Genomic DNA, 24,744 nt, shown 5'->3' with positions numbered 1-24,744 from the left:
CGGGAATGACGAACCTTGTATTGGAACTGTCAAATAAGTAATAGAATAAAGGATCATATTTTGCAGAACCTCAATCTAACCACATAAGAGATATAAGTTCATTTAAGCATTACGCTCCATCCAACGCTGCGTACTTCGCGCTTTCTCTTTGTGTCCTTTGTGGTTAAAAAAATTAAGCTTTCTACATTTATCTTATATTTGCCCAACTACCGATAGAAAAAATGAATACAAAAAAGCAGATTGCCATTATTGGTTTAGGTTATGTTGGACTACCGCTGGCTATCGAATTTGCTAAGAAATATAAAGTAATTGGTTTTGATACGAATGAAGAGCGGGTGGCGGAGTTAAATCAACTACAGGATCGAACAAATGAAGCCAATTTAGATGATCTGAAAACTGTAATTGCGGCATCGGAGATGGGATTAACCCTGAGTGCCAATTTAGCCGACCTGGCCACCTGCACCATCTATATTGTTACCGTACCCACGCCTATAGATCACCTTAAACGGCCAGATCTACAACCTTTACTTGCGGCCAGTAAAATGTTGGGTATCGTATTAAAAACAGGTGATATTGTCATTTATGAATCGACTGTTTACCCTGGCTGCACAGAAGAAGATTGTGTGCCGGTTTTAGAAAAAATTTCAGGCTTAAAATATAATATCGATTTCTTTTGTGGTTATTCACCGGAACGGATTAATCCTGGAGATAAAGTGAATACCCTTACCAAAATAAAAAAGGTAACCTCGGGTTCTACGCCAGCAATTGCTGCTGAAATTGATCAACTCTATGCATCTATCATTACCGCAGGTACCCATTTGGCACCCAGCATTAAAGTAGCAGAAGCCTCAAAAGCCATAGAAAATGCGCAGCGGGATGTAAATATCTCTTTTGTAAACGAGCTGGCCTTAATTTTCGATCGTATGGGAATCGACACAGCGGATGTATTGGCTGCTGCTGCAACCAAATGGAATTTTCTAAACTATAAACCCGGCCTGGTTGGCGGCCATTGTATTGGTGTAGATCCATATTACTTGGCGCATAAATCGGAGGCTTTGGGTTATAAACCCGAAGTGATTCTATCTGGCAGAAGGGTAAATGATAATATGGGCATGTTTGTAGCCAATAAGGTGATCAAAATGCTGGTGGCCAAAGATAAAGTGATCAATGGTGCTAAAGCCCTAATCTTAGGTTTCGCTTTTAAAGAAAATTGTCCTGATACCCGAAATACAAGGGTAACTGATATTTACAAGGAACTGAAAGCTTTTAGTATGGATGTTGATGTATATGATCCATGGGCTAATAGGGATGAAGTGAAAGCGGAGTATGGCATCGAAATGATCGATGGTGGTCAGTTTAAACATTACGACGCCGTTATCCTTGCTGTGGCGCACCAGCAGTTTTTAGACATTGATTATCGCAGTATTAAAGAAAAAGGGGCACTCATTTTTGATACCAAATCTTTTATCGACAGAAATTTGGTGGATGCCAGGTTATAGGCACTTCGTTTCCAACCTGCTCATTTTGGCTATGAGTAGGATCATTAACACCGTGCGTCATTGCCGCGCAGGCCTATCGTATGGATACAATTCCGTTATCTTGCGTCATTCCCGTGAAAACGGGAATCTTAAAGCTTCAGATATTGCTCATTAACCTTTCTTGTTGTATTAAGATTGCTAGTCAAGCTGGCAATGACGGCCAATGCTGAGGATATAGCAAAAGATGTGTCTACATGGTAGGCGCAGGCAGGAACCACGAAGTGCTTAGCAAAGCTAATCTTAATCGCAATAATCCGATAGCTATTGGATGCAAGCCAGAATTGAGCGAGCCGAAGCAATCTCATTAATAGCGTTTTTACGATTAAATCATTCTACCTCGACTAATTCGTCTCGACCGTAGCGTTCTGAAGGAACTCCTTTGGAGGAGAGATCTTTGTCCATGGCTCAGGCTTGCCTCGGCTCGCCGCCGCCGAAGGGCTCTTTCTTTTCTCTTGATAGAAAAGAAACAAAAGATCAAGGCTTGGATCCGATATCGGATAAATTCGTCAAAGCTTTTTTGGTCGTCAGCACAAGCCCCCGATGAAAAATCGGGGAGGGCGTGCTGCCTCGGGACAGTAGTAATTGAAAGTAGGTGAAAAAGCTTTAACGTTTTCTCCTTCCATCAGTTCCTAGGCCGGAGAGCAGGGAGCAGAGACAGCCATCCGAAGAGATATATTTTTGAAATTTGAGGGGAACTCCCCTCCTTATTTTCAAGGAGGGGCTGGGGTGGTTATGAGATATACTATGGTCGTCATCCGATAGCTATCAGATCCCGCGCAGGCAGGAACCTAAGTCATAAGCGGCTAATATAATCGTGCTTTGTGTTTTACCTTACCCCACCTTTTCCATACCCCAATACCGACACAGCTGTGGCCCAAAATAACCCCAGGCTATGTTTCCCTTCACCTTTTATTTAGCTATTGTTAACCTGCCAACCTAAAGCGATGCAAATCTTTGACATCGCTGATCTTCAACGTGGTGCTGTTTCAACCAAAGCAAGTGCGAAGCAATAGGCAAGTAGGTGTACAGCAAGGCATAGCCAAGCCTGGCCGGAAGCTGGAGTAAACGTGGGGTAAATGTGGCGTAAAGGTGGGGTTCGGAATATTTTTTTGGATTTTAATCAGACTGATTAAATTGAGTGATCATCCTTTTGTTTAACCTAATATACTAAAATTATGGCTATCCAGAATGGAATAGTCAAAATTAATGGGCAACAGAGCGCTCTTATTTTTTACAAACGAGGAAATCAGGATGTGGTAAGACAAAAAGTTACTCATAAACAGCAAACCTAAGCCAGTAGGAAAAATCTGAGGATTTTGTAATTGCAATAGGTATTACCACCACCGTGCGCGATTTTGTGCCAATGAGTTTTGCCAAATTGGGGGGCGAATTAGAATTTTCGTGAAAGGCTGAAAACGAGAAGGGTGTATTAACCGGTTTAGATGTGGAGATACTTAGCCGTTTCGGCTTAGATGCTGGAAAACTCTTTTTAAGAACGATAGTTAAGTTAGATCTTAAATACATCAGGCTTATAGAAGTCGATGCATTACTGGGCGATCCAACGAAATCAAAGACAATTCGGATGGGAACCTAAGTATGATTAAGCAGCTTTTGGTTAAGAATAGGGTAATTTTTGATCTTCATTTGATGAAAAAAGATGAATGTTTAAAAGAAGGATGTTTTAAACCCTTAACTATTTTGAATAACGTTTCTGAAGCACTGTTGATAGCGCGTAGGTTATATTTTTATTAATTTTCTTGCACAAATTAAGCTGTAGATTCTTTTTAAAGCATCATTTTCGACTATTTGTCTGATTTAATCTACTTTTTATTGGAAAATAGCTCGAATTTCCTTAAGTTTAACTCGTTAATTAGAATACTTTTGTTGTTTTATAAATAATACTTTCAACTCGCATATTATTGCAGTGATAATTTCGTTTATAAACGAGCGATTATGATAAGGCGAGTTAATTTGATATTCCATTGCTATAAATATGTTAAGTTTTTTTACAAAAAAGAATAAGGTAACTGATATTTCCTGGCTAAGCATCGATATTCATTCACATATCCTGCCTGGTATCGATGATGGTTCTCCTGATCTGGCTACTTCCTTACGTTTTGTTAAATCATTACAGGAACTGGGCTTTGATCAGCTGATTGCTACACCGCATATCTATCAAGAACTGTACCCAAATACAAAGGAAACAATCTTTAATGCAAAAGATTTACTACAACAAGAAATGGATAAAGGCAATGTTTCTTTGAAATTAAGTGCTGGTGCAGAGTATATGGTTGATCAGGATTTTAAAATGGATGGGCCGTTATGCACTTTAGATCAGAAGTATCTGTTGATTGAGATGTCTTATTTAAATGAAAGTCCAGGGATTAGTCAAACCATTTTTGATTTAGAAATTAAAGGATATAAGCCTATTCTAGCTCATCCGGAGCGTTACACTTTTTATTTTAAGGATCGAAGCCGATTAAGGAGATTTAAAGAGAAAGGCTGCTTGATGCAGCTTAATTTATTGTCTATTTTAGGTTATTATGGTAAAGATGTTAAGCAGCTAGCAGAACTTATGCTGAAAGAAAAAATGTACGATTTTGCGGGTACTGACCTTCATCATGATAAACACCTAAGTACCTTAATGGAAGCAGTACAGGGTGGTAAATTGTACAATTTAATAGGTAATTATGAGTTTAAAAATCAAGAAGTATTTAGTATTTATGTATAGTTTGTATTTACTGATAATTAAGGGCATAATTTTTATTGCAGTGCTCAGGCTCTCTAAGTCAAACTTAATTTTTCGAGATTCTGTACTTAAAGATTTTTAGATATTACAATTAAATGATTAAGTTTGCGGGCTATTTAAAATGGTCAATCATTTTGAATGGAAAATACCTATGAATAAAAAAAACAAAGTGAATAAAGGGATAAAATGGGCTATTTTGTTATTTGCCATTACCTTAACTTCTTCCTGTGTAAGTAATAAGAAAATTGCTTACTTTCAAGACATTCAATCTATCAATAAGGCTAAATTAGATAGTGCAATTTCTTTTACGGAACCAATTATACAGCCAGACGATATTTTAAGTATAAATGTTTTTACTCTTAATCCACAAAGTGGTGCAATAGTTAATCAGGCCGCTTCAACTCCTACTCTAGGAGGTAATACAAATAGTAGCCTCGCTACACAGAATACTGGATTTTTGGTTGATAAAAATGGCGAAATTGAACTTTCTTTGATCGGAAAATTAAAGGTAGCTGGCCTGACCACATACCAGGCTAGGGAGCTTATTAGAGATAAAGCATCAGAATTCTACAAACAGCCGAATGTACAGTTACGATTTGCTAATTTTAAAGTTAGCGTATTAGGAGAGGTTAATGCTCCATCTGCGTATACTTTACCTAATGAAAAAGTAAGTATTTTAGATGCCCTAAGTTTAGCAGGTGATTTAACCATTTATGGCAAAAGAGAAAATGTGCTTATTATTCGAGATAATAATGGGAAAAAGGAGTTTGCCCGACTGGATCTCAATTCTAGCTCCATCTTTAATAGTCCGTTTTACTATTTAAAGCAAAATGATGTTATTTATGTAGAACCAAACAAGCGGAAAGTTTCTGCCTCAAATTCTGCACAAATTCAAACAATTGGCGTAATAGCATCTGTTGTTTCTGTAATTGTTTTGGCCATTTCCAATTTTAAATAGCGTATAAATCCATGAATAACCTACCTGATAGAAATGTGCTAACGCATATTGAAGAAGAAGATAGCATAAATTTAAAAGAAATTTTTAGTAAACTCCTCGATAAATGGACTTGGTTTGCATTTAGCATTTTGGGCTGTTTAATTATTGCTTTTCTATTTGCTCGATACACTCCACCCACTTACCAGATCAGCGCAAAGATATTGGTGAATGACGATGAAAAAGGTAGTAGTCTTGGAAAGCAGTCTGGAGCACTGATGGACTTAGGAGGCTTAATTGGAGCAAAAAATTCAGTTGATAATGAAGCTGAGATCCTTAGGACTCGCTTTTTAATGGAGAAGGTCGTTCGGCAAATGCAATTGAATATTGTTTATTCGAAAAAAGTTAATTTGGTAACTCGTGAGTTGTATGCGCCCCCATTTAAGTTGAGTATATTAAAAGGAGTTGATACCATCGAAACTACCAAGTTTCAAATAAAGAAGATTTCGGCGAATAGATTGAAGGTTACCACTAAAACATTTGAGAAAGATGTTGCGTGGGGGGAAAAATTTACTATCGAACAAGTTGGAACCTTGTTGTTAGAACCGAATAATCTACGAGATTTGGGTGATGGAGAGTTTACGGTATCAGTTAGCTCAATAGATGGAAAAGTGGCTGAATTAATGAAACAATTGTCGGTGGCTGTTACTAACAAACAAGTTAGCATCATTGACTTGGTTTTTTTATATCCTGTTCAAAAAAAAGGAGAGGATATTTTGTCAACTCTAATAGAAAATTATACAGCTGCTAATCTTGTTGACAAAAATGCTATTGCCGACAGTACTTATAAATTTATAAACGAACGTTTAAGTAAAATTGCATCTGAGTTGGGTGATGTTGAAAATAATGTTGAGAGTTTTAAGCAAAAAAATCAGTTAGCTGACATGTCAGAACAAGGCAAACTTCTTGTTCAAAATACTGGTGAGTTTGCATCTGAGCTTGCCAAAGCAGAGACACAGGTAAACGTTTTGAAAGAGTTAGAAAATTATCTGCAGGATCCTAAAAGCAATAAGAGAGTCTTCCCCTCTTCATTGCTGCCGCAGGATTTAGTTTTTTCGAACTTGATGAGTCAATACAACGCATTGTTGGTTGAGCGAGAAAGGCAGCTTTTAAGTGTCACGGAGGAAAGCCCTTTCATTCGTAATATAGATAAGCAGATTGCCGGACTTAGAAGTGATATCATTTCTAATATTCAAAGTACTAAAAATACCTATACTCTTACTCGAAATAAACTTCGGAGCCAACTTAGTTCTGCAGAAGGTCAAATATCAGGAGTGCCTCAGATTGAAAAAAATTATCTAAAATTAGCTCGAAAGCAGCAGATTAAGCAAGAATTGTATATTTTTTTGATGCAGAAGGCAGAGGAGACAGCAATTTCAAAAAGCTCAAATATATCGGTAGCAAAAACTATAGATCCTCCTAAAGCAGAAGTTGTTCCGATCAGTCCAAGAAAAAATATTATCTATGTAGCTAGCATATTGATAGGGCTTTTCATACCACTTGGCCTAATTTTTGGACAAACTTTATTGAATACTAAAATTGCTACAAAGGAAGAAATACTTTCTTTAACAAGGGTCCCTGTAATAGGTGAAATTAGTCATAACTTTAGTGAGGATAATCTAATTGTAGCTAACCAGGGTCGTTCTGCTATTTCAGAGCAATTTCGAGCACTAAGAACTAACTTATCCTTCTATCTTAAAAACCAAGATGAAAAAATCATTTTGTTGACCTCAAGCATGGGAGGCGAGGGAAAGTCTTTTACAGCTATCAATTTGGGTAATATCTTAGCTTTGGCGGGTAAAAAAGTGTTGTTGATGGAGCTAGACCTTCGAAAACCAGGACTATCTGCGAAACTTGGGATAAATAATGATATTGGATTTAGTAACTATACGATTAGTCCTACAATAAAGATGAATGATATTATTAAGCCTCTTAGTCTTAACAAAAATATGTTCATTATATCCTCTGGGCCATTACCTCCCAATCCGGCTGAGACCTTAATGAGTGAACATTTACCGGCCTTGATTAAAGATTTAAAGAGTCAATTTGACTATATAATAATGGATGCCCCGCCGGTAGGTATTATTACTGATGCACAATTACTGTCAACCTATGCCGATGTAACGCTCTATTTGGTAAGGCAAAAAGTAACTCAAAAGGATCAACTAAGTATTGTTGAAGATCTCTATACCAGTGGGAAGATGAAAAACTTAGGTATAGTCGTTAACGACATTATTAGTAAATACTATGGCTACGGCTACGGTTATGGGACTTATGGAGAAAATGCAAATCCTGGTTTTCTGTCTAGATTGCAGAGTAGGTTTAAATAAATTATAACGAATTAAAATGAAAGTTGCATTAATAACAGGTATTACAGGACAAGATGGTACTTATCTTGCCGAACTCCTTTTAGAAAAAGGATATATGGTTCATGGTATTAAAAGAAGAAGTTCTCTTTTTAATACTGACCGTATTGACCACTTATACCAGGATCCCCACGACGATAATGTTACATTTAAGCTTCATTATGGGGATTTAACCGATTCAACCAATTTAATCAGAATTATTCAGGAAGTGCAACCAGATGAGATTTATAATCTAGGCGCTATGAGTCATGTGAAAGTATCTTTTGATTCGCCAGAATATGTAGCTAATGTAGATGGTATTGGAACTTTAAGGATACTGGAAGCGGTGAAAATCTTAGGTTTAGAAAAAAAGACCAGGGTTTATCAGGCCTCGACTTCTGAATTGTATGGTGGCATGCCAGAAAATAAAAATGATAAAGGTTTTTATGATGAGAATTCACCTTTTTATCCACGTTCGCCATACGGTGTAGCGAAGATTTATGGATTTTGGATTACTAAAAACTATCGTGAAGCTTATGGTATATTTGCTTGTAATGGTATTTTGTTTAATCATGAAAGTCCGTTAAGAGGAGAAACATTCGTTACCAGAAAAATTACCCGTGCGGTAGCTAAAATAGCTCAGGGCTTACAAAGTAAATTATATCTTGGGAATCTAGATGCAGAACGCGATTGGGGGCATGCAAAAGATTATGTCGAAGCGATGTGGCGCATTTTACAGCAAGACGTGGCTGAAGATTACGTGATTGCTACAGGTGTTACCACACGTGTTAGAGAATTTGTACGTATGGCATTTGCAGAAGTGGGTATCACTATCGATTTTAAAGGTGAGGGTGTTGATGAAAAAGGATATGTAAGCGCTTGTTCAAATCCAGATTTTCAAGTCGCTATTGGTACTGAGGTAGTTGGGGTTGATCCTACTTACTTCCGTCCGACAGAGGTAGATTTACTTATTGGTGACCCAACTAAATCAAAAACAAAATTAGGTTGGGTACCTAAGTATGATCTTGCTGCCTTAGTAAAAGAGATGGTGGCTGCCGATGTAGATCATTTTAAAAAAGAATCGTTACTTAAATCTCACGGTTATACCATTAAAAATCAATACGAATAATGACGGAATTTTATTTGCAGGATAAAAACGCCAAAATCTATATTGCAGGACACCGTGGAATGGTTGGCTCTGCGATCTATAGAAAACTCCAAAAAGAAGGATTTTCAAACCTGATTGTTCGTACCTCCTCGGAGTTAGATTTAAGAGATCAACTTGCGGTTCAGAATTTCTTTAATGAAGAAAAACCAGAATATGTTTTTTTGGCAGCAGCTAAAGTTGGTGGGATTGTAGCAAATAATACCTATCGTGGCGATTTCATTTACGAGAATTTAATGATTCAAAGTAATATTATTGAATCTGCCAGAAAGGTTGAAGTAAAGAAATTGATGTTTTTAGGCTCATCATGTATCTATCCAAAGTTAGCACCACAGCCTTTAAAAGAAGATTATTTGCTTACCGGAGAATTAGAGCCGACCAATGAACCATATGCTATTGCTAAAATTGCAGGCATTAAAATGTGCGAGGCCTATCGTGATCAGTACGGCTGTAACTACATCTCGGTTATGCCTACTAACCTATATGGACTAAATGACAATTATCATCCAGAAAACTCTCATGTTTTACCGGCTCTTATAAGGCGATTTCATGAGGCAAGTGAAAGTGGAAGTAACTCGGTTACAATATGGGGTACAGGAAAACCAAAAAGAGAATTTTTATTTGCTGATGATTTAGCAGATGCATGCTTTTTTCTAATGCAAAATTATAATGAAAAAAATTTGATAAACGTCGGCTGTGGAGAGGATATCAGCATCGAGGAGTTGGCTTATAAAGTAAAAAAAGTAGTCGGATATGAAGGTAGCATTGATTTCGATGTAACAAAACCTGACGGAACACCTCGAAAATTGATGGATGTATCAAAACTTACAAAATTAGGTTGGAAGAGCCAAATCAGTCTTGAGAAAGGATTGAGCGTAGCATTTGAGGATTATATAAATTCTGTTAAATAGTTCGTAGTAAAGCATAATTATAAACAAAAATATGACGTTTTTTAAGATAAAATTATTTATCGCTCATTTTCGACTATTTATACTAAATAGCTTCATAATGAAGATTCCAATAAATTTTATCAGAATGTTTTTTGTGAGATGGTATATTGTTGTTGGGAAAAATTCGTTTATTTCAATGAATGTAAAAATTCTAAATCTTCATCCTACTAGGTCACAGATTCAGATTGGGAATAATTGCATAATAAATCCTGGTGTATTATTGGACGGAAGAAAAGGAAGGGTGATAATCGGTAACAATGTTGACATTTCAAGGGATAGTTATATATTCACAGCTCAGCATGACCCTCATAGTGATGATCACGGCATTAAGTATGCAGATGTTATTATAAATGACCATGTTTGGGTCGCATCCAGGGTAACAATATTGCCCGGAGTAGTTTTAGGAAAAGGTTGTGTTGTTGCGTGTGGGGCACTTGTAACTAAGAATGTTGAAGCTATGCAAATGGTTGGGGGGGTCCCCGCAAAGGTAATCGGCATTCGAAGGTCAAAATTGGAATATACAATTAGTTATAGGCCACCATTTTACACTTAGATGATATATATAACTGAAATGCATGTTGAGGATTATTTGCATGTCCTGGCAAATGTGAACACCATTAGGATCTTCAAAAGAGTGTTTGCAGGTGAACAAATATGCTTCTTATCTGCTGCAAGCCATAACCTTAAAGTTAAATCTTATTTTGAAAATAATGATTCAACAATTGAATTTAAGGCATTTGATAATAGAACACCTACAAAAAGCACTTTTACCAGAGTAATCTCTTTACTCAAAAAGGCTGTCGATGATTTTTTGTTTTTTAAAAAACTATTAGATAATTGTGGATCGGATGATGTAATAATTGTTTCGCATATATATCCACATTCTTTGATCCTGCTAAATTTCCTTACAAAATTCTATAGAAATAAGTATGTACTGGTTATGTTGCACGGTGAGATTGAATATACTTTGTTTCCGCAAAGCCTAGGTCAGAAAGTTATTGGTGCAATGTATAAGGTTTGTTTGAAATTCAAGGCTAGGATTATCAATTTTGTTTTCCTAACAAAAATTTCTCAACAAATAATGACAGAGGCTAATATTTTAGATAGCCAGGATATAATATCCATGGAGTTGCCTACATTTGAAAAAATCACACCATTAATCAGCTCTAGTGATCTTTCGTCTCCAATTAGATTTGGTCACATTGGCAGTGCCGGGAAAAGAAAGAATGTGGATAAGTTGTATGATATTGCATTGATTAATAGTGATTTAGTTACAAGTGGAAAGATTGAGTTCTGGGTTGTAGGAATATTAGAAGACTCCATTAAGCGGCACCTTAACGCTAACGTAAAGAATTTAGTTAATGATCAGATAAACACACCTCTTAGTAGAGAAAAATACGATTCTGAAGTCGCTAATTTGGATTATTCAATGTTTTTTTATGGACAAAATGATTTTCTTCTAAGAAGTAGTGCTGCTTTTTTTGATGCTATTTTTTATGAAAAGCCTATAATTGCGATCAAGAATAGGTTTTTTGTCGATATGTTTGTTGTAAATGGGGAAATGGGGTATTTGTGCGAGGATATTAATGAAATGAATACTTTGATTGAAGGCATCGTTCTAAATAGAGAATCGTCGTTAAAAAGTTACAAGCTGTTTATAGATAACATTCAAGCCTATAAGAAAACCCTGTCTATTGATAATATTGCAGCTGATTTGAAAGACCAACTCAAAAGTTTTGGTTATTTTAGCTAAAGACTTAATTTTTTTGGCGAAAAAATTGAAGTGTTTAAAAATATTCAATACCCTATCAATTACCCTCGTTGCGATGGTTTAAATTACAAAGCTAATGTTGTCATATATATTATTGATTAGTGTAGTAGGTTTTTTTGCTTTTATTCAATCATCTGGATTTAGTGATTTGAAAATAGTAAAATATAAGAAATACCTTAAGCCTCTTTCTTTTGTAATCTTAACGGTTTTTATTGGTTTACGTTATAAAGTTGGTGCTGACTGGTTTCAGTATTTAAGCTATTATAATAATGTTGAAGGGTTAGGAACAATTATCTTCAACGCTAAAAATGCGCCGTATTTCTATGACCATAATTGGGAGCCCGCTTTTAAACTCCTTTGTGCAATTACGAAGAGTTTGGGTATCTCATTCCAGGGATTAGTACTTTTGATTACCACATTCAATTTATATTCACTAAATAAATTTGTGAGTAAATATCTAAGCGGTGATGCATGCATTTTTATAGTGCTGTTCCTTTCCCTAAATATGCTAAGAGAGTTCGATATTCTAAGGCAATCTTTAGCATTCTATATTTTATTGTTTGCTTACGAGTACATCAATAAAAACTTTTTAAAATATCTTTTAATATGTTTCCTCGCCTCTCTATTTCATATAAGTGCTTTAATATTTGTGCCAGCTTATATTTTCTTCAGATGGAGGGTTAGTCGAAAGGTTTTAATTGCTATTTTTTTTATGTTTTTAGGCAGTCTAATATTCAAATTTGGCGTTCTATCTATAATCGTAAATATTTTTGAAACAATACTTCCTGGTGATACCTCAGCTTTTTTCTTTCATCAAATTAAGTTATATCTGGAATTTTACCCTGTTCATAGTAACGTAAATTTTGTTACTCTTCTCAGCTTAGGGCTTTTGGCAATTTTGATTCTAAATTATAAAAAGATAAATACTTTCGACCCAAAATTTATAGTGCTTTTTGTAATTTTCATTATAATATCAATACTGTTTGCAGAGGTTGGGGAAGTTCAAAGCCGTTTTGGGTATTTCTTTTCTACTGGTTTGGTTTATTGTGTAGCAAGAAGTTTGATTTTCTACAAGAGATATACAAAAATGGTCTATGTTATTTGTATTGTTTTATATTCAAATATAAAAGTGATATTACCCTTGCGCCTCGAAGCTACGTTATTAACGTATACACCGTATCGAAATTATATTTTTTATATGGATCAAAACGAAGCAACAGAGAAAGAAATTTTGTTAAGATACAACAAAGCACAAGAGTTGTCTCGTGATTTTTTTAACGATAATATTGAAAATTAATGATAAAATTCCTTTTTTTACTGGCTATTGAACTTGTTTTTTCTCCCGTCCTTTATTTAAAGGAATTTTTCTCAAGATATATTTCGATTCCTGATCCGAAGAGGAGTTATCGGGAGCCAATTCTAAACGATATTGTCATTGCCGGCCTGCACGATTGGGTTGGATATGAGATGACTAGAAAGAAAGTTGTTAATGATATTGAGTTTGATTGTGGATTGAAGTATCAGTTAGATCGCTTAGCTAAATACAAGGGCCCCAAGAGGATAAAAATGAATATTACTATTTCGGGCTCTGCTCAAGATAGTTATGATAAATACAGAGATATAGACTTTCAAGAAGTTTCAAATGTTGGGATGGATTTTCAGGGATATGGGCAAACTGTTCGAAAGTATTTTGAACATGATAATTGTTATGTCTTGTTGATGAATTCCTCAATAGATTCTAAGCATGTTGATTTCTTGGATGATTACATAAATTTTTTGGAACAGAATCCAACTGTTGGTATGATTGGAATTTCATATTCAACAAAAATCTATCAAACATTGATTAGAAATAATTTCACTCCACACATACAAAGTTTTTTTTTGTTGACATCGTTGGACGTATTAAAAAAGGTTGTCGAAAATAATGGTGGTAACTTCCCTGGTCAAAATATCTCATATAAACGACTCTTGATAAGATTCGGAGAAGTGAAATTGTCGAGAATGATTAGTAAGATGGGGTATGATCTCGCGATTGTTACAGAGGATGGCTTACCTTTTATTTTTCCGAAATCGAATAGTTTATTTGAAACATCATATAAAAAATGGAAGCTGCCAAAGGGTGAATATCGATTTCAGACTAGCCATCCTAATCGGATAAATCCATTATTAACATTAGCAAAAGATTTTTCTGGATGCACTAATAATATTATTTAATTAAATGATTTTAAAAGAATGATGAGTCACGTAAATTTAGACAGACGCTGGTGAAAAAAAATTACATATACAACTTCCTGTTAACAGTCTTCAATATCATTTTCCCGATCTTGAGCTTTCCCTATATTTCTAGAATTTTGGGACCTGGCGGGGTTGGAAAGGTGCAATTTGTCGTTACATTTGCACAATATTTTGCTTTGATTGCGGCATTGGGAATACCGTATTATGGCGTTAGAGAAATAGCCAAGGTTCGTTCAGATAGTGATAAACTATCTAAAACGTTTTCTGAATTAATGGTGATATATCTGACAACTAGTTTGGGTTTATCTTTGATCTATATCTCAATAGTATTTGCAGTTGCGAGATTCTCTATTGACTCAAGTTATTATTTAACTAGTTCATTAGTTATTCTATTGGGATTCAGTTCTATAGATTGGTTTTATCAGGGATTAGAGGAATTCAAAAGCATCGCTCTTAGATCTATACTCGTTAAGCTAATTTCGCTAGCCCTAATGTTTGTCTTTGTCAAAAAAGCAGATGATGCCCTAGCATATCTATATATCACAATATTCTCGGTGTTGGGGAATAATTTTATTAATATTTTAATACTTCGTGGTAAGGTTTCATTAACATTTAGCAGCTTACAACTTAAGAGACATTTTACACCGTTACTCTATATTTTTGGCATAAATCTTAGTGCTGCCATGTATAATATGCTTGATACGATTCTACTTGGTTTGTTATCAAATGATAAAGCAGTAGGTTATTACACTGCTAGCACGAAAATTGCGAGAATTGCTATTCCTTTAGTTATTTCTATGGGAATCGTTCTGCTACCAAGTATTACCAAATCCTTTCAAGATAAGGATGGGAAACACGTGGCATTGCTAAAGAGTTCTTATAATTTTATTATACTTTTATCTATTCCTATCACATTTGGGCTTTTCTTACTGGCGCCTGAGCTTATCAATCTAGTATCTGGACAAGCGTTTGAACCTGCAGTTAAACCGATGATGATCCTTTCTGTTCTACCTTTGTTAATTGGTTTAGGGAATTTATTCGGTGTACAGGTCTTAATTGCTGCAGGGATGGAAAAACAGATGTTGTATGCTGTCATGTTAGGTATGTTTATATCGATTGGTTTGAATGTGCTAATGGTTCCCAAAATGCACGAAGTTGGTGCCGCGATAGTGAATTCTTTAACAGAATTAATAGTTTCATTTATGTTCATTTACTATGCGCGAAAAAGGTATAGGTTAGAATTTCCAATAAAAATAGTTGGCTATGCTATTTTATCGTCGTTGCCATTTGTTCCAATAATTTATTTGCTTAGAGCAAATATGATTAACGTGACATATTTTCTATTTTCGAGTGTAGTAGTGTGTGGATTTGTTTATTTTTTTCTTCAATATTATTTGTGGAGAGATATTCATACACAGAACGTGGTTATTAAAGTAAAGGGGATTGTTATGGATGTAGTTAAACGATTTGTTAAGTATTAAGATTATGATAAAAATTGCAATAGTAATACCTGTTTATAATAGAAAAGATGTTACCATAGCTGGGCTCACCAATATCTATAGTGCTATTGGTTCTTATGTTAGTGATAAGAATCGCATTAGTTTTGATGTCATTGTGGTTGATGATGGATCTACTGATGGAACTGCTAATTGGATACATGAGCACATTCCTGGCATAAATGTACTTACGGGAACCGGAAATTTGTGGTGGAGTGGATCGATTAACTTGGGAGCAAAATATGCAATTGAAAACTTAAAAGCATCTCATATATTGCTGTGGAATGATGATACCGTCTGCGAGAAGAATTATTTTTTTAACTTAGAAAAACTTTTATTGTCAGATTCTAAATACCTGGAATCAATACTTGTCTCGAAAGTATTCTGGCTACATGATAAAGATCGCTTGTTTAATTTTGGAGCCTATTATGAGTCAAAGACAGGTAGAAAAGTTCTGATCGGTCTAAACCAATATGATGTATATGATGAAGTCATTCCGGTAGACTGGTCTGGAGGAATGGGTACCTTAATCCCCGCAGAGGTAATGTTGGCCTTAGACTATTTTGACGATGTCAATTTTCCTCAATATCATGGTGATATTGATTTTTTTCTTAGAGCAAAAAAGATTGGATTCAAATCATATGGTATTCCATGCCTGAAAGTTTATAATAATGCCGAAACAACCGGAATAGTTGGAGCGAATAAGCTGCGCGATTTGGTACCGCTACTTAATTCAAATAGATCATTGCATAATTTTAAGCAGAATTATGCATTTAATAAGCGTCATTCTAATACTTTTGTAAGTTGGTGCACTTTAGCTAAAAGCTATCTCGCAGTATTTGTTAAAACATTAATAAAAAAGAAAAAACGTGCCAGTTCTTCCTGGATAGACAGTGAATAAAAGTGAAAACTTACAGAAATACGAAATGAAAGTAGCTATATTAGTACCAACATTGAATGCAGGTGAAATTTGGAACGATATTTTGAAATGTATTGATGTTCAAGAGATCGGTATAGGGAGAAAGATCATAATTGATTCAGGTTCCACAGATAATACTGTGTTCTTAGCGGAGCAACACGGTTTTGAGATTGTACAGATAAATAAAGCTGAATTTGATCATGGATATGCGAGGCAATTACTAGCAGAAGCGGCGAATGGTTGCGATATATTAATTTATTTAACCCAGGATTGTATTTTAAAGGGAGTCAATGCTTTAAAAAAGCTCGTTACCGCTTTCGATGATCCTAAGGTTGGTATTGCATATGGCCGACAGCTCCCTCATAAAGGAGCCAAAGTTTTGGAAACGCACGCTAGATTATTTAATTATCCGGACAAAAGTATTATAAAATCGTTTGAGGACCGTGCTCGATTGGGTATAAAAACAGCATCATGCTCAAATTCATTCGCTGCTTACAGAAGAGCTGCACTCGAAGAGGTAGGTGGTTTTCCTAGTAAGACAATATTTGCCGAAGATGTTATTGTTGGTGGCCAAATCTTAATTAAAGGATGGAAGATCGCTTATATTGCTGAATCAGAAGTTTATCATTCACATAATTATACTATAACAGAAGAATTTAAAAGGTATTTTGATATTGGTGTATTTCACTCTACAAATGAGTGGTTATTAGAGAAATTTGGTTCTGCAGGCGGAGAGGGAGTTAAATACCTAAAATCGGAGCTAAAATATGTATTTAAGCATAATCCGTTGGTTTTTCCTAAAATGATCATGTCTATTGGAGCTAAATTCATTGGATACAAATTAGGGATGATGCATGAAAAGTTATCATTAAAACAAAAGAAAAGTTTTTCGATGCATAGTAAGTATTGGGATAAATTAGAAAATAAATAAATGAATCATATAATATTTGGAGGATCGGGTTTTATTGGTACACACCTAAAACGGTACATAACAGAGACTTTAGTGCTGTCTGATCAGGTAACTAGTTACGACATCCGTAAAAAGGTTAGTGATGGATTTACTGAGCTTGATATCCGTAAGCCGATTTTCTTAGATTTAGATAACGTTAGTGATAGTATTATTTACAATCTAGCTGCAGTACATACAACTCCTGGACATCCCGATCACGAATATTTCGAAGCCAATATATTTGGCGCTCAAAATGTTTGCGATTTTGCCAGGAATAATGATATTAATACTATTGTTTTTACCAGCTCAATTGCTCCTTATGGTGCGTCTGAGGAGTATAAAACGGAAGAAACTTTACCCATGCCGAATACCCCTTATGGTATTTCTAAGTTAACGGCAGAATATATCCATAAGCTTTGGCAGTCAGAAGATACTGAAAACCGAAAACTTGTGATTGTTAGGCCGGGAGTAGTTTTTGGTAAGCAAGAGGGTGGTAACTTTACTCGATTATATAATTCGCTAAAAAAAGGGTTCTTTTTTTATCCCGGAAGAAAGGACACCATAAAGGCTAGTGTATATGTAAAAGACGTGGCCAGGATATTATATGAAGCTGGTCAAAAGGAAAAGCCGGGGCATGTTACCTACAATTTAACTTATTTCCCTGCACCTACTATCGAAGAAATTTGTGTTACCATGGCTAAAGCTACCCAAACTAAAGCACCAAAACTTTTGGTGCCTGGCTGGGCATTAAAATCAGCAGCTGGTTCAGCCTATTTTGGTGCGAGGGTATTGGGTAAAAATATTAGTGGTATCCATCCGGATCGCGTAAAGAAGTTAATGATTTCTACTAATATCTCTGGAGAAAAGCTTAGTCTATCTCCTTATAAATTACAATTTTCATTAAAAGAGGCACTAGAAGACTGGTATCAGGATTGTGAGAAAACTGGACTTTATTAACATCTAAAATTACATGAATAAAGATACATATGTATTAATTATGGCTGGAGGTGTGGGCTCACGCTTTTGGCCGAAAAGTAGAAATCATTTCCCAAAACAGTTTATTGATATTTTAGGCATTGGTAAATCTTTACTACAGCTTACTTATGAACGTTTTTTAAACATTTGCCCAATTGAGCAAATATTTGTTCTAACTAACGAAACTTATGCTGATTTGGTTGCTGAACAATTACCCGCTGTGTTAAAGCCTAATATTCTTTTGGAACCGAGTCGGAATAATACGGCCCCTTGCATTGCGTACGCGGCTTATAAAATTGGCCAATTAAATCCTAATGCAAATATTGTTGTCGCGCCTTCAGATCATTTAATTTTGAAAGAGAAAGTATTCTTGAATAAAGTGGAGCAGGCCTTGAATTTTAGTTCAAAGAACGATGCGTTGTTAACACTAGGAATTACTCCTACAAGGCCAGACACTGGTTATGGTTATATACAATATCAAGATGTACCAGGTGAAATTAAAAAGGTAAATGCCTTTATGGAGAAGCCCATTCTTGCTAAGGCAGAGGAATACCTGAAAAGTGGCGATTATGTTTGGAATGCAGGAATATTCATCTGGTCAGCAGCTTCTTTAAAGAAAGCATTTGAACAATATGCTCCTGAAATTGCTACATTGTTTGAAAGTGGCTTACCTTTTTATAATAGCCCTGATGAAGCTAGATTTATTTCCGAAAAATACCCTTTAAGCCCTAATATCTCCATCGATTATGCCATTTTAGAAAAGGCTGATAATGTATATACAATTCCTGCCGATATTGGTTGGTCTGATTTGGGTACCTGGGCATCGTTACATGCCATAGGAGAAAAAGATGCTGATAATAATATGGTCAATTTGGAAAAGATTCATTTAAAAGATACTTCGAACTGTATTATTCATTTGCCGAATGATAAAGCTGCCGTAATTAGGGGCTTAGATAATTATATCGTGGTAGATGATGGCGAAGTATTGTTAATTTATCCGAAATCTGATGAACAAGAGATTAAACAGGTGGCTAAGGATATGGTGATTCAACATGGAATACAGTATTCATAGTTAAGGAAATTAAAGATCGTTTGCAAAGTTTACAGAAATTGTAAACTTTTTTTGTATCTACCTAAGGGATGGATTTATCGACTATTATTAGAGACATAAATACTCTTCTTTCTTTAGCTTTTTGTAAATCTTATATTGTGTGATTATTACTGGTTTTTATTTTGATAATGATTATTTAACTTTGAATTCGGAATTTGGGCATCAATTTTGTTCATTATGATTCATTCAAAACAAAAACAAGAAATAAATGTTTAAGTTTTCCCTTTAAGCCTATGCAAACACGTTACTTATTTATACTTAAATATATTTTACCGATAACTGACCTAATCATGGTCAATATTGTGTACTTTTTTGCCTACGAATTTACCGCTTATATGGGTAAAGCGGTAAGTTCTGAATTACAATGGCATTATATTGTAGTATGTAATTTGATCTGGATTGTGAGTACCACCAGTTTTGGACTTTATAGCGAATATGGGTCACGCAGAATAGAGCGGATCTACCGCGGAACCTGGAAAAGTGTGGTTTTACATGCGGTTTTATTTTCTATTTACCTTTTCTTTTCTAAACAAAATGATTTCTCCAGATCCTTTTTAGTTATTTTTTATGGGATGCTGGCCATTTTGTTTCTAGTGAACCGTTTTATAGGCACCTCCTTTCAGTTCTTATTATTTAATCATTTACGAGGTGTTAAGTCTGTGGCTATCATGGGTAATAATGCAACGGGCTTACAGTTGGCGAGCTATTTCGAAAAACAGCGCTATATCGAATTTCATGGTTTTATTAACGATGTGCCAGAAGATTATCTAGACCGCAATGGGCAGATTTCGGATGTGGTGGGACGTCAGTTTAAAATGGCTGTTGATAAAGGGATTAAAGATATTTATGTGACCATTGCGCCAGAACGCATGGCCGATATGACCTTGCTTACAGAAGAGGCAGAACGCCAATGTGTGCGCTTAAAGTTTATTCCGGATATTAGCGGCGCCTTATTGTCGCCTTATACGGTAAGCTATCTGGGAAACGAATTCCCTGTGATTTCTTTACGTTCTGAGCCCCTGGAGAAAATACATAATCGCTTTAAAAAACGTGCTATTGACGTTATATTTAGTGGTTTGGTGATTTTGTTTGTGTTAAGCTGGTTATATCCGATCATTGCATTGTTAATTAAAATGCAAAGTAAAGGGCCTGTTTTATTTAAACAATTGAGAAGTGGGCGGGATGACGAACCTTTTTGGTGTTTTAAATTTAGGAGCATGCGTATGAACGCTGATAGTGATAAACGACAAGCGAGCAAAAACGATGACCGGATTACGCCAATAGGGAAGTTCTTAAGGAAGTCGAGTTTGGATGAATTGCCTCAGTTTTTTAATGTATTTATGGGGCATATGAGTGTAGTTGGCCCCCGTCCGCATATGTTAAGTCATACCGAACAATACAAAGGTATTGTAGATCAATTTATGGTGCGCCACTTTTTAAAACCAGGTATTACAGGTTGGGCACAGGTAAACGGTTACCGTGGTGAAACTAAAGAAGATTACAAAATGGTAAAGCGGGTAGAGCACGACATATGGTATCTGGAGAATTGGAGTGCCATGCTTGATGTCAAAATTATTTTTATGACTGTGATTAATATGGTTAAAGGTGAAGAGAATGCCTTTTAGTAAATAGAATTTTAAAAGCCCGAAAGGGCTTTTTCATTTAGTGAAACTTCGAGTACATCGTTAATTTCATAATTAATAACGTTCTTTGTCGTTTGTATTAAAATTTAGCAAATGAAGAAAATCTTATTCCTCCTATTTTTAGTCGTTTCCATTTACAAAGTGAAAGCCCAGGCTGTTTACCAACCTTACTCTTATCAGTTTTATCAGAAGCTGAGTAGCGAGATTTATAATCCCAATAGACGCTTTCATAGTGCTTTAAAGCCTTTCTTTATCGATGATAGCTTGCTGAGGGATAAAAATGCACTTTTAATGAATGTTGGGGTAGACTCGACGAGAAAATCATGGGCAGCCAGAAAGTTGTTTCAAGAACATTTATTTGATATTCAAAAAGAAGATTATACAGTTTATGCAGACTTTTTACCAGATTTTCAGATAGGGCGTGATTTTTCGGGAAAGAAAAATACTTATCTAAATACCCGTGGTTACCAGGTTGGGGGTACGATAGGGAAGAAATTTTCTTTTTATACCAGTGGGTTTGAAAATCAAGGTCGGTTTGCCAATTATTATAGAAATTATATTAGTCAAACTGGAGTTGTTCCTGGTCAATCTTATAACCGTGTCGGTGGTAAATATGGTCAAGGTTATAATCCCGATATCAATCCCCTAACTGCAGATTGGTCGTATGTAACGGCTACACTATCTTATACGCCATCTAAATATTTAAACATCACAGCCGGTTATGATAAAAATTTTGTTGGTGATGGTTATCGTTCATTATTGCTATCGGATTATGCATCTCCATATCCATTTTTAAAATTAACGGGTAATTTGGGGGATGTACAATATATGGTGATGTGGGCAGCCATGCAAGATCCTAGTGCACCGCAATTATCTTACGAAACTGGATTTAGGAAAAAAGGAGGTGTATTTCATTACCTTGATTGGAATGTGAATAACCGCTTATCTATCGGGTTCTTTGATTCGATTGTTTGGGCACAAACTGATGATGCTGGAAACAGCAGAGGATTTGATTGGGGTTATGCTAATCCAATTATCTTCTTAAGGCCCATAGAAGCTTCAAGTGGTTCACCAGACAATGCATTGATTGGATTTACCAGTAAATATAAATTTGCTAAAGAATTGGTCGCTTATGGTCAATTTTCTTTAGATGAGTTTCAGGCAAAAGAATTTTTTTCTTCAGAGGGAAGTTCTAGAAATAAATATGCATGGCAATTGGGATTGAGGGGGGCAGATGTTTTTAAAGTTGAAGGCCTAAATTATTTATTAGAATATAATACGGCTAAGCCTTACACATTTTCATCACGTAAACCAATTATTAACTATGCACAGTATGGCGAACCCCTAGCACATCCTCTTGGCGCAAATTTTAGAGAACTTATTGGCTTATTAAATTACTCTTATAAACGTTTTGATTTTAGCGGGGAATTGATGTATGCTAAATATGGTTTAGATGAAGCCGGACAGAATTATGGCAAAAATATTTTCGAACCGTATACAGATGCGGTAAAAGCAAATGGGAATTATACCACCCAGGGTATCCGTACCGATCTTTTTTATGCTGAAGGGAAAGTAGCTTATGTAGTTAACCCAAAATACAACCTCCGCTTAGAACTAGGTGGTGTGGTTAGGAGAGAAAGTAACAATTTAGGTAAGAATACTACCGGATTAATTACCTTCGGTTTACGAAGCTCGTTCAGGAATTTGTATACTGATTTTTAGCGAAAACTTATATATAAAAAGCCTCAGTTATTCATTAACTGAGGCTTTATCATGTTTGAGAATAGCATTTATTGAATTCCATTATCCATCTTGCATTTTCCATTATAAGCAATAGAAAGTACCTCTACCCTGCCATACTATCAGTTGTTCTTTTTACGGCAAATTTCTTAACCGTTTCAATAATAGCATTTTTATCATAACCACATTCGGCCCAAAGCTCGGCCTGTTCGCCATGTTCGATAAACCGATCTGGAATACCTAAACGGATTACATTTGCGCTATAACCATGATCGGCCATAAACTCCAATACTGCTGAACCTACTCCACCAGGTAATGAGCCATCTTCAACCGTAATTACATGTTTGTATTTAGCAAAAACTTCATGTAATAACTCCTCATCTAAGGGCTTCACAAAACGTAAATCGTAATGCGCTGGATAAAAACCCTCGCTGTTCAGTTCAGCGCGTGCTTCAACGGCAAAGTTACCTACGTGGCCAATGGTTAATAAGGCTACATCTTCGCCATCGCAGATTTTGCGCCCCTTGCCAATTTCTAATGCTTTGAATGGTCGTTTCCAATCGGGCATTACACCGTTACCGCGAGGGTAACGGATTACGAACGGCCCCATATTTTCTTGTTGAGCAGTAAACATCAGGTTTCGCAATTCTTCTTCGTTCATGGGAGAAGAAACGATTAAGTTCGGAATACAGCGCATGTAGGCAATATCATATGCACCATGGTGTGTTGCACCATCGGCTCCTGCTAAGCCCGCCCTATCCAAACAAAACACTACGTTTAGCTTTTGAATAGCTACATCATGAATCACCTGATCGTAGGCCCTTTGCATAAAGCTTGAATAGATGTTACAGAACGGAACTAATCCTTGTGCCGCCAAACCAGCCGAGAAAGTCACGGCATGTTGCTCTGCGATACCTACATCGAATGCACGTTTTGGCATTGCTTTCATCATAATATTTAACGATGATCCTGATGGCATAGCAGGTGTAATACCCACAATTTTATCATTCGCCTCAGCCAGCTCGACCATGGTATGTCCGAAAACATCCTGGTATTTTGGTGGTTGTGGCTTATCTGGAATACTTTTTTTGATTTCGCCGGTAATCTTATCGAAAAGACCTGGCGCATGCCACTTGGTCTGGTCTTTTTCTGCCAGCGCAAAACCCTTACCTTTTACGGTAACGCAATGTAAAAGCTTGGGACCAGGAATAGCAGATAAATCTTTTATGGTCTGCGCCAAACGTTTTACATCGTGCCCGTCAACAGGACCGAAATATCTAAAGTTTAAAGCTTCAAATAAATTACTTTGTTTGAGCAAGGTTCCTTTAATACTCTTTTCAATCTTCTTTACATACTTATGCGCATTGGGGCCAAGTTTAGAGAGCCCAGTAAGTACATGAGAAATGTCGTCACGGAAACGATTATACGATTTTGAGATGGTAATGCTGGTTAAATATTCTTTAAGCGCCCCCACATTCGGATCGATAGACATGCAATTGTCATTCAAGATCACCAGCACATTACTGTTTTCGATCCCTGCATGGTTTAATCCTTCAAAAGCTAAACCAGCTGTCATGGCACCATCGCCGATAACGGCAACATGTTGCCGATCGGTTTCGCCTTTTAATTGCGAAGCCACTGCCATACCCAAAGCAGCCGAAATGGAAGTAGAAGAATGCCCTACACCAAAGGTATCATATTCACTTTCTGAAATTTTTGGGAAACCGCTAATGCCACCGTATACACGGTTGGTATGGAATAAATCCCTACGGCCGGTTAGTATTTTATGTCCGTATGCCTGATGGCCTACATCCCAAACCAACTTATCGTAAGGGGTATTTAATGCATAGTGTAAGGCTACCGTTAATTCAACAACACCTAAACTGGCGCCAAAATGGCCACCGTTAACACTAACAACATCAATGATATACTGTCGTAATTCCTGGCTTATTTGTTCTAAGTCAGAATCGCTATATTGCTTTAAATCAGCGGGATAGTTGATTTTAGATAATAGGGGGCCAGCTTTTACTTGCATTCGAAATTTATGGTAAAAAACAAGATACAAAGTAAGGCAAATTTGTTTTAATATAGAAGAGAAAAATAGTGGTTTATTCTTGCCGTTTAAGGGGTTAGTGTTTAGTGGGCTAGTGTTTAGCGTTTGGCA

The 24,744-nt window shown here is 36.0% G+C and carries 18 protein-coding genes; 17 read left to right on the top strand and 1 reads right to left on the bottom strand.

Annotation, left to right across the window (positions count from 1 at the left end; genetic code table 11):
- Positions 1-221 precede the first annotated feature (221 nt).
- The 17 genes from H9N25_RS18610 to H9N25_RS18530 all read left to right on the top strand — a co-directional run bounded on the left by H9N25_RS18610 (position 222) and on the right by H9N25_RS18530 (position 22,562).
- Entirely contained in the window at positions 222-1,499 is a 1,278-nt protein-coding gene (locus tag H9N25_RS18610; protein WP_190326840.1) for a nucleotide sugar dehydrogenase, read from the top strand.
- A 2,032-nt stretch (positions 1,500-3,531) separates the two neighbouring features.
- Positions 3,532-4,269, top strand: coding sequence for a tyrosine-protein phosphatase (locus H9N25_RS18605; protein WP_190326839.1), 738 nt, complete (start codon positions 3,532-3,534; stop codon positions 4,267-4,269).
- A 169-nt stretch (positions 4,270-4,438) separates the two neighbouring features.
- A complete protein-coding gene (locus H9N25_RS18600; RefSeq protein ID WP_190326838.1) occupies positions 4,439-5,245 on the top strand; it encodes a polysaccharide biosynthesis/export family protein in 807 nt (268 codons plus the stop codon).
- 11 nt (positions 5,246-5,256) lie between these two features.
- A complete protein-coding gene (locus H9N25_RS18595; protein ID WP_190326837.1) occupies positions 5,257-7,611 on the top strand; it encodes a GumC family protein in 2,355 nt (784 codons plus the stop codon).
- A 16-nt stretch (positions 7,612-7,627) separates the two neighbouring features.
- The gene (gene gmd / locus H9N25_RS18590) at positions 7,628-8,755 is read left to right on the top strand and encodes a GDP-mannose 4,6-dehydratase (protein ID WP_190326836.1); all 1,128 of its coding nucleotides are present in this window, start codon (positions 7,628-7,630) and stop codon (positions 8,753-8,755) included.
- On the top strand, positions 8,755-9,702 hold the full coding sequence (fcl, locus tag H9N25_RS18585) for a GDP-L-fucose synthase (RefSeq protein ID WP_190326835.1): 948 nt from the start codon (positions 8,755-8,757) through the stop codon (positions 9,700-9,702). The genes gmd and fcl overlap by 1 nt, the downstream gene beginning before the upstream one ends.
- A 97-nt stretch (positions 9,703-9,799) precedes the next feature.
- Positions 9,800-10,294, top strand: a complete 495-nt coding sequence (locus H9N25_RS18580) for an acyltransferase (RefSeq protein WP_223833435.1) — start codon at positions 9,800-9,802, stop codon at positions 10,292-10,294.
- Positions 10,295-11,494: a glycosyltransferase gene (locus H9N25_RS18575; protein ID WP_190326833.1), complete on the top strand. Its 1,200-nt coding sequence runs from the start codon at positions 10,295-10,297 to the stop codon at positions 11,492-11,494.
- Between the two features lie 94 nt (positions 11,495-11,588).
- Complete coding sequence (locus tag H9N25_RS18570) at positions 11,589-12,809, top strand: EpsG family protein (protein WP_190326832.1); 1,221 nt, start codon at positions 11,589-11,591, stop codon at positions 12,807-12,809.
- A complete protein-coding gene (locus tag H9N25_RS18565) occupies positions 12,809-13,726 on the top strand; it encodes a hypothetical protein (RefSeq protein WP_190326831.1) in 918 nt (305 codons plus the stop codon). The genes H9N25_RS18570 and H9N25_RS18565 overlap by 1 nt, the downstream gene beginning before the upstream one ends.
- Positions 13,727-13,776: 50 nt before the next feature.
- Positions 13,777-15,228 carry a flippase gene (locus tag H9N25_RS18560; protein ID WP_190326830.1) on the top strand — a complete coding sequence of 484 codons (1,452 nt, stop codon included), beginning with the start codon at positions 13,777-13,779 and terminating at the stop codon, positions 15,226-15,228.
- A gap of 4 nt (positions 15,229-15,232) precedes the next feature.
- Positions 15,233-16,144, top strand: a complete 912-nt coding sequence (locus tag H9N25_RS18555) for a glycosyltransferase family 2 protein (protein ID WP_190326829.1) — start codon at positions 15,233-15,235, stop codon at positions 16,142-16,144.
- A 25-nt stretch (positions 16,145-16,169) separates the two neighbouring features.
- Complete coding sequence (locus H9N25_RS18550; protein ID WP_190326828.1) at positions 16,170-17,093, top strand: glycosyltransferase; 924 nt, start codon at positions 16,170-16,172, stop codon at positions 17,091-17,093.
- Positions 17,094-18,068 carry an NAD-dependent epimerase/dehydratase family protein gene (locus H9N25_RS18545; RefSeq protein WP_190326827.1) on the top strand — a complete coding sequence of 325 codons (975 nt, stop codon included), beginning with the start codon at positions 17,094-17,096 and terminating at the stop codon, positions 18,066-18,068.
- Positions 18,069-18,081: 13 nt separating this feature from the next.
- Entirely contained in the window at positions 18,082-19,158 is a 1,077-nt protein-coding gene (locus H9N25_RS18540; RefSeq protein ID WP_190326826.1) for a mannose-1-phosphate guanylyltransferase, read from the top strand.
- A 329-nt stretch (positions 19,159-19,487) separates the two neighbouring features.
- Complete coding sequence (locus H9N25_RS18535) at positions 19,488-20,822, top strand: undecaprenyl-phosphate glucose phosphotransferase (RefSeq protein ID WP_255524491.1); 1,335 nt, start codon at positions 19,488-19,490, stop codon at positions 20,820-20,822.
- Between the two features lie 111 nt (positions 20,823-20,933).
- On the top strand, positions 20,934-22,562 hold the full coding sequence (locus H9N25_RS18530; protein ID WP_190326824.1) for a gliding motility protein RemB: 1,629 nt from the start codon (positions 20,934-20,936) through the stop codon (positions 22,560-22,562).
- 124 nt (positions 22,563-22,686) lie between these two features.
- On the opposite strand, the gene dxs is transcribed toward H9N25_RS18530, so the two are convergent.
- The gene (gene dxs / locus H9N25_RS18525) at positions 22,687-24,615 is read right to left on the bottom strand and encodes a 1-deoxy-D-xylulose-5-phosphate synthase (RefSeq protein ID WP_190326823.1); all 1,929 of its coding nucleotides are present in this window, start codon (positions 24,613-24,615) and stop codon (positions 22,687-22,689) included.
- Between the last annotated feature and the right edge of the window lie 129 nt (positions 24,616-24,744).

It is taken from the genome of Pedobacter riviphilus, assembly GCF_014692875.1.
GTDB classification, from domain to species: Bacteria; Bacteroidota; Bacteroidia; order Sphingobacteriales; family Sphingobacteriaceae; genus Pedobacter; species Pedobacter riviphilus.
The sequence above is the reverse complement of the archived record's forward strand: the minus strand, read 5'-3'. Positions and strand labels throughout refer to the sequence as shown.

Bases quoted from the DNA above. Each gene is read 5' to 3' on its own strand.
- gmd (WP_190326836.1), top strand. From the start codon at position 7,628: ATGAAAGTTGCATTAATAACAGGTATTACAGGACAAGATGGTACTTAT.
- H9N25_RS18600 (WP_190326838.1), top strand. From the start codon at position 4,439: ATGAATAAAAAAAACAAAGTGAATAAAGGGATAAAATGGGCTATTTTG.
- H9N25_RS18605 (WP_190326839.1), top strand. From the start codon at position 3,532: ATGTTAAGTTTTTTTACAAAAAAGAATAAGGTAACTGATATTTCCTGG.
- H9N25_RS18565 (WP_190326831.1), top strand. From the start codon at position 12,809: ATGATAAAATTCCTTTTTTTACTGGCTATTGAACTTGTTTTTTCTCCC.
- H9N25_RS18540 (WP_190326826.1), top strand. From the start codon at position 18,082: ATGAATAAAGATACATATGTATTAATTATGGCTGGAGGTGTGGGCTCA.
- H9N25_RS18550 (WP_190326828.1), top strand. From the start codon at position 16,170: ATGAAAGTAGCTATATTAGTACCAACATTGAATGCAGGTGAAATTTGG.
- H9N25_RS18535 (WP_255524491.1), top strand. From the start codon at position 19,488: ATGGTCAATATTGTGTACTTTTTTGCCTACGAATTTACCGCTTATATG.
- H9N25_RS18580 (WP_223833435.1), top strand. From the start codon at position 9,800: ATGAAGATTCCAATAAATTTTATCAGAATGTTTTTTGTGAGATGGTAT.
- H9N25_RS18610 (WP_190326840.1), top strand. From the start codon at position 222: ATGAATACAAAAAAGCAGATTGCCATTATTGGTTTAGGTTATGTTGGA.
- dxs (WP_190326823.1), bottom strand. From the start codon at position 24,615: ATGCAAGTAAAAGCTGGCCCCCTATTATCTAAAATCAACTATCCCGCT.
- H9N25_RS18575 (WP_190326833.1), top strand. From the start codon at position 10,295: ATGATATATATAACTGAAATGCATGTTGAGGATTATTTGCATGTCCTG.
- H9N25_RS18545 (WP_190326827.1), top strand. From the start codon at position 17,094: ATGAATCATATAATATTTGGAGGATCGGGTTTTATTGGTACACACCTA.
- fcl (WP_190326835.1), top strand. From the start codon at position 8,755: ATGACGGAATTTTATTTGCAGGATAAAAACGCCAAAATCTATATTGCA.
- H9N25_RS18555 (WP_190326829.1), top strand. From the start codon at position 15,233: ATGATAAAAATTGCAATAGTAATACCTGTTTATAATAGAAAAGATGTT.
- H9N25_RS18570 (WP_190326832.1), top strand. From the start codon at position 11,589: ATGTTGTCATATATATTATTGATTAGTGTAGTAGGTTTTTTTGCTTTT.
- H9N25_RS18530 (WP_190326824.1), top strand. From the start codon at position 20,934: ATGAAGAAAATCTTATTCCTCCTATTTTTAGTCGTTTCCATTTACAAA.
- H9N25_RS18595 (WP_190326837.1), top strand. From the start codon at position 5,257: ATGAATAACCTACCTGATAGAAATGTGCTAACGCATATTGAAGAAGAA.